A 13,250-nucleotide genomic window follows, 5' to 3' on the forward strand; every position below is an offset into this window, starting at 1 on the left:
GATTAAGAACCGTAGCGGCCACGCAAGCTTGAACCATTGGCTGTCCTACCCTTACGCTGGGGCCAACACCGTATGATGCATCCTGCGGAGGATTCAGCCGCTCGTCCGACCTAGCTACCGTATCCGTGATCTATTGTTTGGAGTGGAAAGCCTCGTTAGGAGTGACGATGTTCGAAGGTTTCCAGCTAAAAATGATTGACTTGCCTGAGGCGACATTACGCGTTCGCTATGGTGGCTCGGGCCCGCCGTTATTGTTACTTCATGGGCACCCGCGTACGCACACGACTTGGCATAGGGTTGCACCGCTGCTCGCCAGTTCTTTTACGGTGGTCTGTCCCGATTTGAGAGGGTTCGGCAAGTCCAGCCGGCCTGCGCCCCCCAATGACTACGAAGCTCATTCAAAGAGAGCGAAAGGGCGAGACTGCGTTGCCCTCATGGATAGCCTTGGGTTCGATAAGTTTTACCTAGCGGGTCATGATCGAGGTAGCTACGCTGCTTTCCGCTCAGCGTTAGACCACCCGTCACGCGTGCTAAAACTGGCAATCCTAGACGGTGTGCCTATCTTGGAGGCTCTTGAGCGATGTGACGCGCGGTTCGCATCCAAATGGTGGCACTGGTTTTTCTATGCTCAGCCCGACAAGCCAGAGAGGGCAATCCTCGCGGATCCAAAGGGTTGGTATGGGGGTTGCTCAGAAACTATGGGACGGGAAAATTACGAGGATTTTCAGGCTGCGATTCACGATCATGAAACTGTTATTGGAATGCTCGGTGACTATCGCGCGGGTATCGAGCTGGACTACCTGCATGATCGGGAAGACCGTGAGGCTGGTCGAAAACTTCAATGTCCGCTCCATGTTATTTGGTCGTTAAGGGATGACCTAGAGGACCTGTACGGCGATGTAGTTGCAGTTTGGGAGCCATGGGCAGAACTGAAAGTCACCGGAGAAGGTATCGACTGCGGTCACCACATTGCTGAAGAAGCTCCGGTCGTGTTGGCTCGTGCACTGAAGGCATTTTTCACCGAGCGATGACCATCGCGACGCCGTTAATGACCGCTTCGGTCTGGAAACAGCTCCGCGTGAATGTCGCATTTGGCCGATCGCTGTCTTTAGACCCTGCAATACTCGCTAGCCCGCACTGACCTTTGGTTTCTGTCCCTTACGCTGCTACGCTTTCGACTCCTTGATTGGAGTCGAGATAATGCCCACCGAATATTCCCTTTCTGATGTTCTTGAGCGGCTTTACCAAAATCAGCTCGCCTTGGAGGCCGCGGTGATGGAGCTGACCTTGAAGGTAGAGGGCCAAGGTGCGAAAGACACCGGCGATAATGTCCGCGGTGCGCTGCAAATGATCGGAGAGAACGCCGGACATATCAAACAGGGCTTGGCTAAGTTGAAAGCCCAGGGTCACTGATTTAACGGACCCCTTTCGATAGCGAGCTTGGCGGCCATCTTTCGCGCACAGCACAAAGACTGACATTACGAATGTCAGATTTCCCGCGCGTTGCGCGGCGACATCGTGAAGATATGGGCGCTCTCGCCGCTCGATATGAAAAGCGGCGCACCTTGATAATCCTGCCCGAAGCTACCTTATGCTTGGGCTTGGCCACTCTAATAACCGTGTGTTGACCATCGGCCGTTGTTTCAACTAGCACGCCATCACGGACCTCCATCACACTGAGTCCGGCCGCCAGCATATTGATATAAGCGGCATGAATTGCGCCCTTCGCCAGGATTGGGATTTTTTCTTCCAGCCGGCTCACAAGTTCATCATTCAACGGTTGGTTGGCGATCATAACGAGCTCCGTGTCCAAGGCCAGCGCGGAGCCAGCCATCGTGTTAATTCTGCGCTCTGGGACAAACACCGTTCGCTCATGGGGAGCACACGAGGACCTGTTAGACGTCGATGCTTCATCAGGCCCGTACGAAAACCACCTCCAACGCCTTTTAAAAGCCCGCCGACATCAGCGAGATTTTAAGATTAGGGGATGGCAATCCTACCTCAAAGAGCGAATTCGAAGGCCATTGCACAGTCGTTTCGACTCAGATTTTTCCCGCTATAATGACGACCCCGATCCGCTCTGCCAGATCGAGCACCGTGTCGAACACAGTCGAGTCTTCGGTCAAGCTGCGGGACGTCCCCTGCGGGTGGAGCGCACCGTCAGGAATCCGGTCACCGAAGAGCACCACCGCACGTGCCGAATCATCTTGTCGCGACACCCAAGACAGCCCTTGGGCATCTGGACACTGACGGTGGATTGCCTCGGCCCATTTGCGCGTCGCAGGATATTGATCTTTCTCAGTGTCGATCAATTGTTTGCGCGTGATGCCCAGTTTCCGCAGGGGCACGCTGGACAGATCGACCAGGTGCAGCGGTTGGCTAACCTGGACGGCAGAAAGCACCTGTCCAGTCAGCTTGCCTTTGTCGAAGCTCTTAAACCCAGCCGTATGGGGAACGTCGTGGAAGACGGTCTCCATCAAGGCGCAATCGACTGTCGTGCCTCCATACAAGGTGGGAATCGCCCGTCCCTGATCATCCTGAATGGGGCTGAAGCGTGCATTGCCGTGCACACCAGGATTGAATTGATCAGGCTGATACTTATCCTGGTGCACACGGTGAAGCACATCGCCTTTGGCGATTACGGTGAAACTGACGTGCAACGTAGCCGCAGGTACCGGGGTAACGGACGCCGCCAAATCCGTGGGAGGCGTCGCCCTTCCCTCACTGGACTCGGTACGCTGCTTAGCCATGGACAATGCCCTGGGTCTCATCCAGTGCGGCAGCAATCACCCGATCAGGCGCCGATGCCAGCAGGTCCTGGGGCCTTTTGCCGCCCAGAAAACTGTTATCTGAGCGGAACCAGTAAGCCATCCCCCAGCCGTCCTTGTAGCCAGCGAAAGCCTCAATGACTTTGGCTAATGCCTTGAACGGCCGATAGCCCGCATCCGGATCCAAGCCATAACCAGGGAAATAGTCGACCCCACCGTGACTGATGGCAAAGATCTGCCGCTGCTTTTTCCATTTGTTGGGCTGGGCACTCGGGTTTCTAGTACTCAACTGGGCCACCTGGGCGATGTCTGCGGCGGTCAGCCAATCACCGCTTTCCAACACCGCTTTGCGGGCTTGGACCAGCATCGCCGCTTCCTTGAGCAGGCGAGGCGAAGGCGGCTTACGCGTCACAAACACCTCGGCCAGGCGCTCGAGCGACTTCGGGTCCTGACGCTCCTGCAGCACCTCATACATCGAAGAAGCCACATTGGCGAAGTTCTCCGCCAACGCCTCAAATACGCTGAGGTTGACCTGATCAAAAGACACGACCAGTACTCGGTCCGCATGCGAGCGGCTTAAGCTCGCCCGAGCCTCCTTAGGCGTACCGATCAAGGTGGAGACGCCCGATTGCTCTGTAACGCTCATGGAAATCTCCTCATCAGTTATCTACGCTATCTAATCCTAGCATAGTCTTGATAACCCTAGCTCTGCCCTGCCCCCGCTCATCCGGATGTCTAGATAGGTTGAGGGGCACGCCGTGCCGTCGATCAGCGTCGTGGCGTTGAGGTGTAAGTCGGCGTGAGGAGAAGGTTACACCGTTCCTCCTGGTAGCGTTGTCGACCACGGCATCAGTCCTCATGAGCCTGAAAATAGTGCCTCACGCCTCCTACGCTAGCTGCCACGAGGGGAGACACCAGATTAACAGGCAAGCCGCTTCAAAGCGCTATCCCGTAGCGCTTCATCCCGTTAATCCCTAACAAAACTCAGCCTGCGACGATGCGCTAAACATCACGCTCATTCGCAGGCGTGGGCACTGGGCTCCCTAGATGTATCGATGCAATTAACGACTCCACGGGCTCGTCTTGCAGGGAGGGGACGTAGCTGCCTTCTGCGCGCCCATCCAGAGACGGCATGGGATCGATTGCAGGCTTATAGAGAAAAACCGCCCAGGCCTCATAGGCCTGTTTCTGTCGCTTGGCGGCCTGATCCCACAGATGGCCTGCGGCTTGTCGACCCGCTATCAACATCATCATTTGGTTTGTTGCCGCGTCCAGCTCGAGCAAAAGGTGGTGGGCATGGAAACGAACATCGATTGAGTTATTCATAAAACGGACACCCGTTACAGGCCTGGCATCGGATAGAGCCAATGAACCTGCCACAGCAGTCTGCCATCATTCGAGATGATCAAGGTAACAGCGCGACCGTCGGCCGCCTCGACAGGCGGTTATGAGCCGTTGATATCAACCGGGTGTCCACCGCTTGTTAGTAAATTTAGTGCGCGCATCAGCGCAAGGCAACGCCGAGCCACGCATCCAGCTAGAACCAGTCGAGTGACTGCCAATAAATGACACATCCAAGGGTCACCGGCGCATCCAACCCTAGTGCGAAGCCCCTATGAGTGAGCTTCACACACGCCTTCATACACACCCGTCACGCATCCAGGATGCCCATCAAATCACTGTGCGAGCACTCCTCTGCACACACGAGGTTACGCCACCAGGTTCGCACTTCTGGTCGCAACACCATTGCTTGCGAACCGCCCCGCTTACAGATTTTTCGCGACCCACTCCTAAAACCGGATCGGTTGCATCGTGCATTAAGCGGAGCTGATCGCGGGGATCAATCCCCTTCGCGACCAGCGCCCTGGCGATATCACGCAGAACGCGAGCATCGCGTAAACCAATTTCAGGATAGGTACCGAAAGAAATACGGGGCTGCTTGCCCGCCCAAGAAAAGCGGAAGTGCCAGCTCTTGGTGCCTTTCGTGCTTACGAAAAGCGCAAGGCCATCAAAATCAGGAAGGGTGTAGCTTTTGGCGCGAGGTTTGGCATGTCGGACCGCCGTATTGGTAAGGACCATCGCACTAACTCCACTCATATGAATGAAGGAGTGTTGTACCGTTTTCAGAGTGCCCAGCAACTATAAAAAACTGATTTACTAAGCGTCGGATTGATGTACTAAAAAATGTACTAAAATATCGTGGCTATTGATGTATCAGAATAGACTTTACTGGAACTAAAAAAGAGGCCGGAGCCTCTTTTTATGATTTTTACATACTTCAATGGAAGTCTATAGAAAAATAATTGGAGCGGGAAACGAGACTCGCATCTGGCGTCCGACTCATTGAAATATAAGGGGTTTATTTTCTTGCCCGGGCAGGAAAAGACTCAATTCTGGAATTGTTTTCGAAGTGCATCAACAGACGAAAAACCTGCATTTAAAACTATCAATCACTTGGCAAATTCCGCCGCTTTAGCGAACCTAAAAATCGGCCTCTCCCATCGGTCTTCATTAGACGAAACATACCACACCTTCAAGTGCTCACACCACCTCAACCCCAAGCGCTCTGGCCAAGTTGCAAACTTGCTCAACATCCAACTTTGCCCTGTCAAGACTTACTCTTCTAATATCAAGCACCCCTAACTCTGAGTTCCTTAGATCGCACCCTCTAAAGTCCGCATGCTCCCACTCAAACGAGTTAAACTCCCCACCTGACAGATCTGAGCCATTAAAACTCGCACCTTTAATATTTGTTCCAACCCATCTGTTGCCCCACAACTCACACTTTTCCAGTATCACCTTCGAAAAAATCGCGTATGAGAGGTTACAGTCCGTAATCGTTGCATGGCAGAACCAGCTCTTGTCTGTAATCATGTTCATAAAACTTGTATTGGAAAAATCGGCACCTTGCAATTTGCAACCAGACATCTCTATGCCTAGCGCCTTTGCAAAATTAAAGCTGCACATTGTAAGATCACACTTTGTGAACACAGCTCTCGCTAAAGATGCACTTCTGAAATTGCAACCCAACTCAGTGTCATAATCATAAAATTTACAATCGACAAATTGCGTCTCACTCAAGTCAGCTTGTGAAAAATCACAATTATAAAATTCAGCACCGACAACCTTGATGCCACTGTATTCATTTTTTTCCATCTTTCTGTCCCGATGGATAAAACCATTCATAATGACGTTCCATCCTTATCGTTTAAAATCAATCCCTTATAGGATCGAAAACGAGCGATTAATAATTTGTCCAACACAACGTTCACCCACGTTCGATCCTCATCCGAATAAAACGCGACAGACGCTCGATACCATCCTCTATCTGCTCGGGGCTCAAGGCACTGATAGATAAACGTATCTGGTTCGCCCCGCCCTCTCCCAGATAGAAATGGGTCATGGGCGTCCATATGACGCCGAACTCATGCGCACATTGCGCAAGGGCTGCTTCGTCAGCCGCGAACGGTACCGTCAGCACAAGAAAAAATCCGCCCGCTGGGATGTTCCAACTGACGGGTAAATCATGCCCCCCCAGTTTTTCTGCCAGGGCAGCCAGCACGGCCATCCTGTTGCGCTCGTAGATGCCGCGCAGATCACGTGTCGCGGTAGAGAGACTGAGCCGATGCTCGATCAATTGCCCGCCGATGATGGCTTGCACAATCGGGGACGTGTTGACCGTCACCATGCTTTTGACTTTGGCGATTTGATCAGCCAGCAAACCGGCTGTGCCTGCGGGCTCAATGAGCTGGTCGGCGACCACGAAGCCAACTCTTGCCCCGGGAAATATGGTTTTCGAAAAAGACCCCAGGTAGACAACCTGGCGGGTTTTATCCAACGCCTTCAACGTCGGCAGTCTGATGCCATCCCCGTGGAAGTAGCCGTAGGGGTTGTCTTCGATGAGGAACAGCGCTTCATCAGCCGCGAATGCCAGTAACGCCTGACGCGTTTCCAGACTCATGCTCGCCCCAGAGGGGTTTGCAAAGTCGGGCATCACATAACAGGCCTTGGGCTTGCGTCCTTGAGCACGCAAGCCCGCGACGACTGCCTTGAAGTCAGCGAAATCAACGCCGGTCGCGTCGGTGGCAACCGCCACTACCTCAATATCGAGCAGGCGGGCAGCTCCCGTCAGCCCGACATAGGTCGGATTGATGGCGAGAAGCACATCACCGGGGTCACGACAGAGTGCGCGCAATGTCAGCAGGATTGCTTCCTGGCATCCCGACGTGATCACAATCGCGTGCGGGTCAACCTGCAGGTCTTCGTCGATGGCCAGGTGCTCGCTGATCAGTTCCTGGATGATGCCAGCGGTAGGTCCGTACTGGAAAATGGTTCGCCGTACTTTCTCCTCGCTCATTTGGCAGTCATCAGTCAGATAACGGGTAAACACACGAATGGCTCGATGAACTGTCTCCAGTTCAAAGAAATTCTCGTGAGGACGGCCAGCGGCAAGGGAAATGGCTTGAGGATATCGCTCGGCCACTTCATTGAGGAAGTTCATGGAGTTGAGCGCCGGGTCAGTGACGCTGGTGTGCAGATCGTCCAGATTCAGATTCATTGTGCAGATTCCATCCTTTGAAATTGAACGCAAAAAGCCGACTTACCCTACAACCAGCGCTTTGGCGTCAGCGGGTGAATGACATCCGGCCAGGACCATGGCGTCCAGCAGTTCATCCTTGAGCAACGCGAGAACCTGCTCCACGCCAGGCTGACCTTGCGCGGCCAGGCCCCACAGGACCGGCCTCCCCAGCAATACACCATCAGCGCCCAGTGCCATGGCCTTCAGAACATCGCTACCGGTGCGGACTCCACTGTCAAACAGTACGGAACATTCGTTCGGGGTCACCTCGACAATGTTCGCCAGACTCTCCAGCGCTCCGGGTGCAGCATCGAACTGTCGACCGCCGTGGTTGGAAACCACGACGCAATCAGCACCGCTTTCGAAAGCCTGGCGCGCATCACGAGGGTCCATGACCCCCTTGACAATAATGGGCAAGGTCGTCATGCCGCGCAGTTGCTCGATGTGACGCCAGCTCAAGCCCGCAAGAAAGGCTTCCCGGGTGTGCCGCTCCACAGCGGAAGTGGCGGCACTGCTGGTATGCGAAACAGCATGCAGATGCGCACTCGGCGTTAGATTGGCGGCATGCACATCAGCGGGCAAGGCGAATCCGTTACGCAAGTCACGGTTACGCCGCGCCATCAGCGGCACATCGGCCGTTACCATGATGCTTTTGCAGCCGGCATCCTCGGCTCTCTTGATCAGGGACCGGACCTGAGCCTGATCCTTGAGCCAATACAACTGGAACCAGAGATCAGCGCCCACTGCGGCGATGTCCTCGATCGAAACACTGCTCAGGGTACTGACGATCAACGGCACACCGCTGACTTTTGCGGCTCGTGCGGTGGCCAGTTCGCCTTGCGGATTGAACAGCTTGTGGTAGGCCATCGGTGCAATGGCGACGGGCATCGCGCTGGCATGTGTGAACCAGGTGCAAGCCGTGCTGTGCCCGGTCAGGCCCGTCAAGACACGCGGCAACAGGGAAATGCGATCCAGTGCCGTCCGGTTGGCCCTCAGCGCGATCTCCTCGCCACTGCCACCGCAAAGAAAATCCCAGATCGAGTCGCACAAGGCCAGGCGCGCCAGTTCCGAATAATCGGCAAGGTTTACCGGAGTCGAGATCATGACGCCCTACTCATTTCTACAGAATCGTACAGCGCTTTGATATTGCTGCTGCCAAAGGTCTTGGCCCCGACACGCTCGATAATTTCAAAGAAAAAATGGCAATCGGGATCAGAGGGTTTGGCGAATATCTGATATAGCTGGCCGGCATGGTCCTGATCAGCCAGCAAGCTCAACTCCATCAGTTCGTCGACATCGTATTTGAGGCTCTCAAGACGCTCCGGCAGCTGCTGATAATAGGCGCTGGGAGACTTCAAGAAGTCGACACCCTTTTCAGCCAGGGCCTGGACCGACTTGACAATATTCGTTGTACGCAAGGCGATATGTTGCACGCCTGCGCCATTGTTCTTCTGAATGAAACTGTCGATTTGCCCTGCTTCATAGCTCAGGTCGGGTTCTATCAAGGTCAACGTCACCCGACCGGACCTGTTCTGTACCACCTTGGAGTTCATGGATTGTTTGCCCACGACGATTTTCTCCTCATAGAGAACGGAGAAATCCAGCGCCAGCATGTAGAAGGCGCAGGTTGCCGCCAGATCACCGGCCTGCAGGCACACGGCAAAGTGATCGAAGGCATGCAATCCGCTGCCTGTTCTCCCTGGCGTACCTGGCGCACGCCGATGTCCGGACGCTTCTCGCTGGACAAACGTGTGAACGAGGTTCCCCGCGCCAAAAATCGAAGCGCTGACGATGCCGTCTTTCTGCTGCGCAGACAGGTGCGGCACCGCACCACGCAACACTGACAGCGTGAAGGCCTGCGTGGCATCCGGCACCGCCAAGGCAATGTCCGCAACTCCTTCGCCATGCCGTCGCAAAAACTCGCTGCCCGGATGCGACGGCACCAGCGGCTGGGTCAGGACAATGCAGATATCTTCCTTGCAAAAGCAGCGCGAACGCTCTGCCTCCCGAGAGCAGGCCGGAAGATCGAAATGACATGACGCAAGACCGTATTTCTCGCCCAGAGTCAGTGAGGCCGACTCAAGATCATGCACATACAGGCGTATATGATCGACGCTGACGTCATCAAAAAACAAAGCTTCATCCATGTTGCGACACCTCCCGATTGCTGATTACAACACTCAACCTGTTACGTTCATTGCGCTGACGCGACGCTGACAGCGTCGAGAAACTGCGCAGCGAGGTACTCAATATCAGTCAGGTCGATATTGAGCGGCGGTGCAAAAATGATGTTCCGACCACTGCGACGGATCAGTACTTTGTTGTCCTGCAGGTGCTTCTTGATTGAGAGGGCGCGCTGGACACTGTCGAACTCGACCGCCATGAGCAATCCGCGGCATCTGATCTCCCGGACCGTTGCCGTCTCGGCGCACGCCCCGACCGCTTCGTGCAACACCGTCGATAACTGATGGACTCGCGCCAACACGCCATCGTTTTGCAGAATATCCAGTACCGCAAGGCCTGCCGCACAGGCCGAAGCGTGCCCGGAATGCGTGTGCCCGTGGCTGAAGCCGGACATTTCCTTTTCGCGTTCAAACACATCGAAAATCGTGTCATGGGTGGTCACCGCCGCCAACGACATGTAACCGGCCGTCAAGCCCTTGCTGGTGATCAGGATATCGGGGGTGATGTACGCATATTCATAGGCGAACATCTTGCCGGTACGCCCAAACCCGGTCAGAACCTCATCTAGGATGAGATGCGCACCGTACTGGGTGCAGAGCGCTCGCGCCGCCCGCAGATAGTTGTCCGGCACGATGTAGCCGCCAATACCTTGGACAGGCTCGACGATGAATGCCGAAATGTTTTTCCCATGCTCGGCAAAAAAACCTTCGAGCGCCTCGACCCCAGAACGCGAAAAAGCCAGGCCTTCGCGGCGCACGGCCTCCCAGTCGGGCCCGGGCACTGAAACGAACCCTGCGGGAAGCAGCCCTTGTTCGTCGCCGGCAGAAGATGTCGCACACGTAGAGGCGGCCAGGGTGGTGCCGTGATAACAGTTTTTCAGCGACACAATCAGTGATCGCTGCGGGTCGTTGAGCAACTTGTGATAGCGGCGCGATACCTTGAGCGCCGTCTCGATGCCCTCCGAGCCACTGTTGCAAAAAAACGTCCTGGTCAAGCCCGGTGCGGTCACCTGGGCAATCGCCCGCGCCAGCTCGATGGCGGGCGCATTGCCCCCTTCGACCATGTCGTAGGTCATCAGCTTTTCCAGCTGAGCCGTTATGGCCTTGACGATCTTCTGGTTGGCGTACCCCAGCGTGGCATTCATCCCTGACGCCTTGGCATCCAGGTATCGATCACCCTTGGCATCCGTGATGTGGCTGCCCTCCCCGGCGACGGCAATGACCGTACTGGTGCTTATGCGGTTAGGCGCCCAAGGATGCCAGACGTAGGCAGCATCCTCTCGCAACAACGACTCGTGAGTGTCAGCCTGTCCTGCGTCTTCATGAATACGCATACCCATCACCTCCGTGTAAAAGTCATTTTCCAAACCCGGGCCTGGCGTCAGTCACCGGTCATTTGATCGGGTAGTTATCGACCCAGGTAAACCTGAGTTCCGACGTGTATTTATTACCGGCATGATCGGTCAACCAGAGATCCTGGTGGTCCGGCAGCATCTCAACGAATGTCACCTCTTTGTTCTTGATTGCCTCAGAGGTTTGATTACGTCGTATCAACTTGGAAAGGATGTTGATGAAGATCGGGCTTTCGAAATCCACATAAAATGGCTTTTCAGTGGTTTTCGACTTGACGAAGACAAAGCGCGGAATGTTTTGAGATTTCCACCAGCTGCGCGCCTTCATGAATCTCAGCGCCTCATCTTTTTCATTGGCGAACTCCAGGTCTTGCGCCTGGAAGCGCCAGCTTTCTCGTGCAATCACCAATTTATCGATACTGACTCTGGGCATGTGCGCGCGGTCCGAGAACAACTGGAACTTATCAATCACACGGCCCATCAGCAGCTCAGCATAAACGTCGACCAGATCAAACGTTTCGCCATTGGGAATCCTGATCTTGATCAGCCCGTCCTCTTCGAGGATGGTGGTGTCTCGACTTTTCACCAGGCGATCGCGGCCCGCATCCACGGTGTGATAGTTGAGTTCGATCATGTAATCGCAGTCTCGCGACAGCACCGGGTGGGTGCGGACCGACAGACGAGGTGGACTTTCCTTGGGAAGGACATTGAGCAACTGCGGTTTGGGGAAGTCCTTGTCTACCTCTTTGAGCAACGCTGATTTATCGGGATGCTGTGTGACGAAACATGAGCTTCTCATGGTGTTGATTGTCAGGTGGATTTCCCCTAGCACCAGTTTGAAGTCACCTGATTTCAGGTCATTGATGTCGACGGCGGAAAGCATCACATCCGGGCAAAAGTAGCGCGCGCCCTCCCAACCGGCCCCTGGGGCGTCAAACTCCTGGTTGACCCGCTCCTCCAGCTGCGCGTACGTGAACTCGACCCGTCGCTCGCTATCCTCGACTGCAATGATTTTCGCCCACTTGGCCCGGAAGACTTGATCAATGTTGTCGAGCGCCGCATCGATGACTTTTGACAAGGGGCCCAGCGATTCCAGCCACATGGTGGTCAGGTCAAATTGCGCCCCGTGCTTTTCGACACAGCGTTGATAGGTTTGCCTGAGCAGTTGCCGAACCTCAGTCCCCAGCCGCCAGCAAATCCAGCGCGCACTCTTGGCCAGCAGGTACAGCGGCGCCAGACCTTGCTTGATATCCTCGCCTACCGATAGCGCCATATTGCGTCGACTATCGTGGTAGACCAGCGTCCTGCCGCCGTAGGTACGGCCTTCGTTCCGCGTCGAGCTGGTCTCGGTAAACCCGGAAAAAAGCGCATCCAGTTCAGACAGCGCCAGGGTCAGCTCGGTAGCGTCACCGCTCGATTCGATCTTGTCGCGCGCGGCTTCCATGGCATCGAGCCTGGCCAGCAACAAGGATTGCAACTGCGTATCGCCAATGCCCAGCAAGAACTGGCGCAGGCATATTTCCGGGTGGGCCCCGGCTGGCAATTCGATCTTCAACACGATCCAGCGCTTGGCCTTGAGCGTATCGAGAATGCCAAGAATATCCATCAACGAGACGGAATAACTGCCTGACAACTCGCGCTCGATATCGTAAACGGACGTCTTGCCGTCACACATCGACAGCACGGCCGTTTCCAGAGCCGGCAGTTTGACCTTCAGGCCGGGGCCGTTGAAATTGATGTCGCCCTCGATCTTTACAAATGTCAGCCGGCGCGGCTTCAACCATTCGCGAATTGCGGGAAGCGCTTCGAATGATTCCGCCAGGCAATCGATCGCCCAGGACTCGAAGAACACTTCTCGGCGCTCGATCAGCGTTTCACCCGGCGTGTAGCGGGTGGCCGAGTCGTCGCTGAAGGTGCCCCATCCCGACGGGCCAAAGAAACCGATGGTGTCATTCTTCACACAGTATCGTTGCCAATAGTTGGCGATCAGTTCTTCACGTTGGCGATGCTTGGAATGCCTTGTCTGAGTGGCCGGATCCCATTCGCAAAATGGACGCACGGCACCGTCCAGCAGACGATGGTTCTGCCAGGAGACGGCCCGTAGAAAGTCGTCCTGCCGGGCAATGTCTTGCAGCTCCCGGGAGAGCTCGACAGACACCTTCGCAAATGACCCGCGGTAGTCGCTCAAGTCGGCTTCGGAAAAAGGCCTACTCCCCATCCGATCAGCCTGCGCCGCCAGGCTCGTACTCGCCAGACGCAATACGCCACCGGCGCCAAAGCCTGCGCCGCGTACCAGCACATCGTCCCACCAACGCCAACTTTTGGAGTTTTCCATGTCGTTTCACATCCTTATCTAAACGATGCCAGC

The 13,250-nt window shown here is 55.2% G+C and carries 12 protein-coding genes and 1 pseudogene; 2 read left to right on the forward strand and 11 right to left on the reverse strand.

Features of this window, described 5'->3' with window-relative positions:
• Nucleotides 1-167: 167 nt before the first annotated feature.
• Entirely contained in the window at nucleotides 168-1,031 is an 864-nt protein-coding gene (locus J3P79_RS15770; protein ID WP_434603966.1) for an alpha/beta fold hydrolase, read from the forward strand.
• A 169-nt stretch (nucleotides 1,032-1,200) separates the two neighbouring features.
• Entirely contained in the window at nucleotides 1,201-1,413 is a 213-nt protein-coding gene (locus J3P79_RS15775) for a hypothetical protein (protein WP_434603968.1), read from the forward strand.
• Nucleotide 1,414: 1 nt separating this feature from the next.
• On the opposite strand, the gene J3P79_RS15780 is transcribed toward J3P79_RS15775, so the two are convergent.
• From J3P79_RS15780 to J3P79_RS15830, 11 genes and pseudogenes are all read right to left on the reverse strand, one after another.
• Nucleotides 1,415-1,795 (reverse strand): hypothetical protein, encoded by a 381-nt coding sequence (locus J3P79_RS15780; RefSeq protein ID WP_434603970.1) that lies wholly within the window; start codon nucleotides 1,793-1,795, stop codon nucleotides 1,415-1,417.
• A 247-nt stretch (nucleotides 1,796-2,042) separates the two neighbouring features.
• The gene (locus J3P79_RS15785; RefSeq protein ID WP_434603972.1) at nucleotides 2,043-2,750 is read right to left on the reverse strand and encodes an RES family NAD+ phosphorylase; all 708 of its coding nucleotides are present in this window, start codon (nucleotides 2,748-2,750) and stop codon (nucleotides 2,043-2,045) included.
• The gene (locus J3P79_RS15790) at nucleotides 2,743-3,414 is read right to left on the reverse strand and encodes a hypothetical protein (RefSeq protein ID WP_434603974.1); all 672 of its coding nucleotides are present in this window, start codon (nucleotides 3,412-3,414) and stop codon (nucleotides 2,743-2,745) included. The genes J3P79_RS15785 and J3P79_RS15790 overlap by 8 nt, the downstream gene beginning before the upstream one ends.
• A gap of 356 nt (nucleotides 3,415-3,770) precedes the next feature.
• A complete protein-coding gene (locus J3P79_RS15795) occupies nucleotides 3,771-4,094 on the reverse strand; it encodes a hypothetical protein (RefSeq protein WP_434603976.1) in 324 nt (107 codons plus the stop codon).
• Between the two features lie 495 nt (nucleotides 4,095-4,589).
• Nucleotides 4,590-4,847 (reverse strand): annotated as a pseudogene (locus J3P79_RS15800) (Arm DNA-binding domain-containing protein); the annotation flags it as partial.
• A gap of 462 nt (nucleotides 4,848-5,309) precedes the next feature.
• Entirely contained in the window at nucleotides 5,310-5,954 is a 645-nt protein-coding gene (locus J3P79_RS15805) for a Qnr family pentapeptide repeat protein (protein WP_434603978.1), read from the reverse strand.
• 82 nt (nucleotides 5,955-6,036) lie between these two features.
• Entirely contained in the window at nucleotides 6,037-7,326 is a 1,290-nt protein-coding gene (locus tag J3P79_RS15810) for a PLP-dependent aminotransferase family protein (protein WP_434603980.1), read from the reverse strand.
• A gap of 42 nt (nucleotides 7,327-7,368) precedes the next feature.
• Complete coding sequence (locus tag J3P79_RS15815) at nucleotides 7,369-8,451, reverse strand: alpha-hydroxy acid oxidase (protein WP_434603982.1); 1,083 nt, start codon at nucleotides 8,449-8,451, stop codon at nucleotides 7,369-7,371.
• Nucleotides 8,448-9,494: a 4-hydroxyphenylpyruvate dioxygenase gene (gene hppD, locus J3P79_RS15820; RefSeq protein WP_434603984.1), complete on the reverse strand. Its 1,047-nt coding sequence runs from the start codon at nucleotides 9,492-9,494 to the stop codon at nucleotides 8,448-8,450. Before hppD ends, J3P79_RS15815 begins: the two co-directional genes overlap by 4 nt.
• Before the next feature lie 47 nt (nucleotides 9,495-9,541).
• Nucleotides 9,542-10,870 (reverse strand): aspartate aminotransferase family protein, encoded by a 1,329-nt coding sequence (locus J3P79_RS15825; protein ID WP_434603986.1) that lies wholly within the window; start codon nucleotides 10,868-10,870, stop codon nucleotides 9,542-9,544.
• Between the two features lie 52 nt (nucleotides 10,871-10,922).
• On the reverse strand, nucleotides 10,923-13,217 hold the full coding sequence (locus J3P79_RS15830) for a lantibiotic dehydratase (protein WP_434603988.1): 2,295 nt from the start codon (nucleotides 13,215-13,217) through the stop codon (nucleotides 10,923-10,925).
• Between the last annotated feature and the right edge of the window lie 33 nt (nucleotides 13,218-13,250).

The sequence above is a fragment of the Pseudomonas sp. R1-7 genome, from assembly GCF_051132105.1.
Lineage (GTDB): Bacteria > Pseudomonadota > Gammaproteobacteria > Pseudomonadales > Pseudomonadaceae > Aquipseudomonas.

Bases quoted from the DNA above. Each gene is read 5' to 3' on its own strand.
- hppD (WP_434603984.1), bottom strand. From the start codon at position 9,494: ATGGATGAAGCTTTGTTTTTTGATGACGTCAGCGTCGATCATATACGC.
- J3P79_RS15810 (WP_434603980.1), bottom strand. From the start codon at position 7,326: ATGAATCTGAATCTGGACGATCTGCACACCAGCGTCACTGACCCGGCG.
- J3P79_RS15795 (WP_434603976.1), bottom strand. From the start codon at position 4,094: ATGAATAACTCAATCGATGTTCGTTTCCATGCCCACCACCTTTTGCTC.
- J3P79_RS15805 (WP_434603978.1), bottom strand. From the start codon at position 5,954: ATGAATGGTTTTATCCATCGGGACAGAAAGATGGAAAAAAATGAATAC.
- J3P79_RS15825 (WP_434603986.1), bottom strand. From the start codon at position 10,870: ATGGGTATGCGTATTCATGAAGACGCAGGACAGGCTGACACTCACGAG.
- J3P79_RS15770 (WP_434603966.1), top strand. From the start codon at position 168: ATGTTCGAAGGTTTCCAGCTAAAAATGATTGACTTGCCTGAGGCGACA.
- J3P79_RS15815 (WP_434603982.1), bottom strand. From the start codon at position 8,451: ATGATCTCGACTCCGGTAAACCTTGCCGATTATTCGGAACTGGCGCGC.
- J3P79_RS15785 (WP_434603972.1), bottom strand. From the start codon at position 2,750: ATGGCTAAGCAGCGTACCGAGTCCAGTGAGGGAAGGGCGACGCCTCCC.
- J3P79_RS15775 (WP_434603968.1), top strand. From the start codon at position 1,201: ATGCCCACCGAATATTCCCTTTCTGATGTTCTTGAGCGGCTTTACCAA.
- J3P79_RS15790 (WP_434603974.1), bottom strand. From the start codon at position 3,414: ATGAGCGTTACAGAGCAATCGGGCGTCTCCACCTTGATCGGTACGCCT.
- J3P79_RS15830 (WP_434603988.1), bottom strand. From the start codon at position 13,217: ATGGAAAACTCCAAAAGTTGGCGTTGGTGGGACGATGTGCTGGTACGC.
- J3P79_RS15780 (WP_434603970.1), bottom strand. From the start codon at position 1,795: ATGATCGCCAACCAACCGTTGAATGATGAACTTGTGAGCCGGCTGGAA.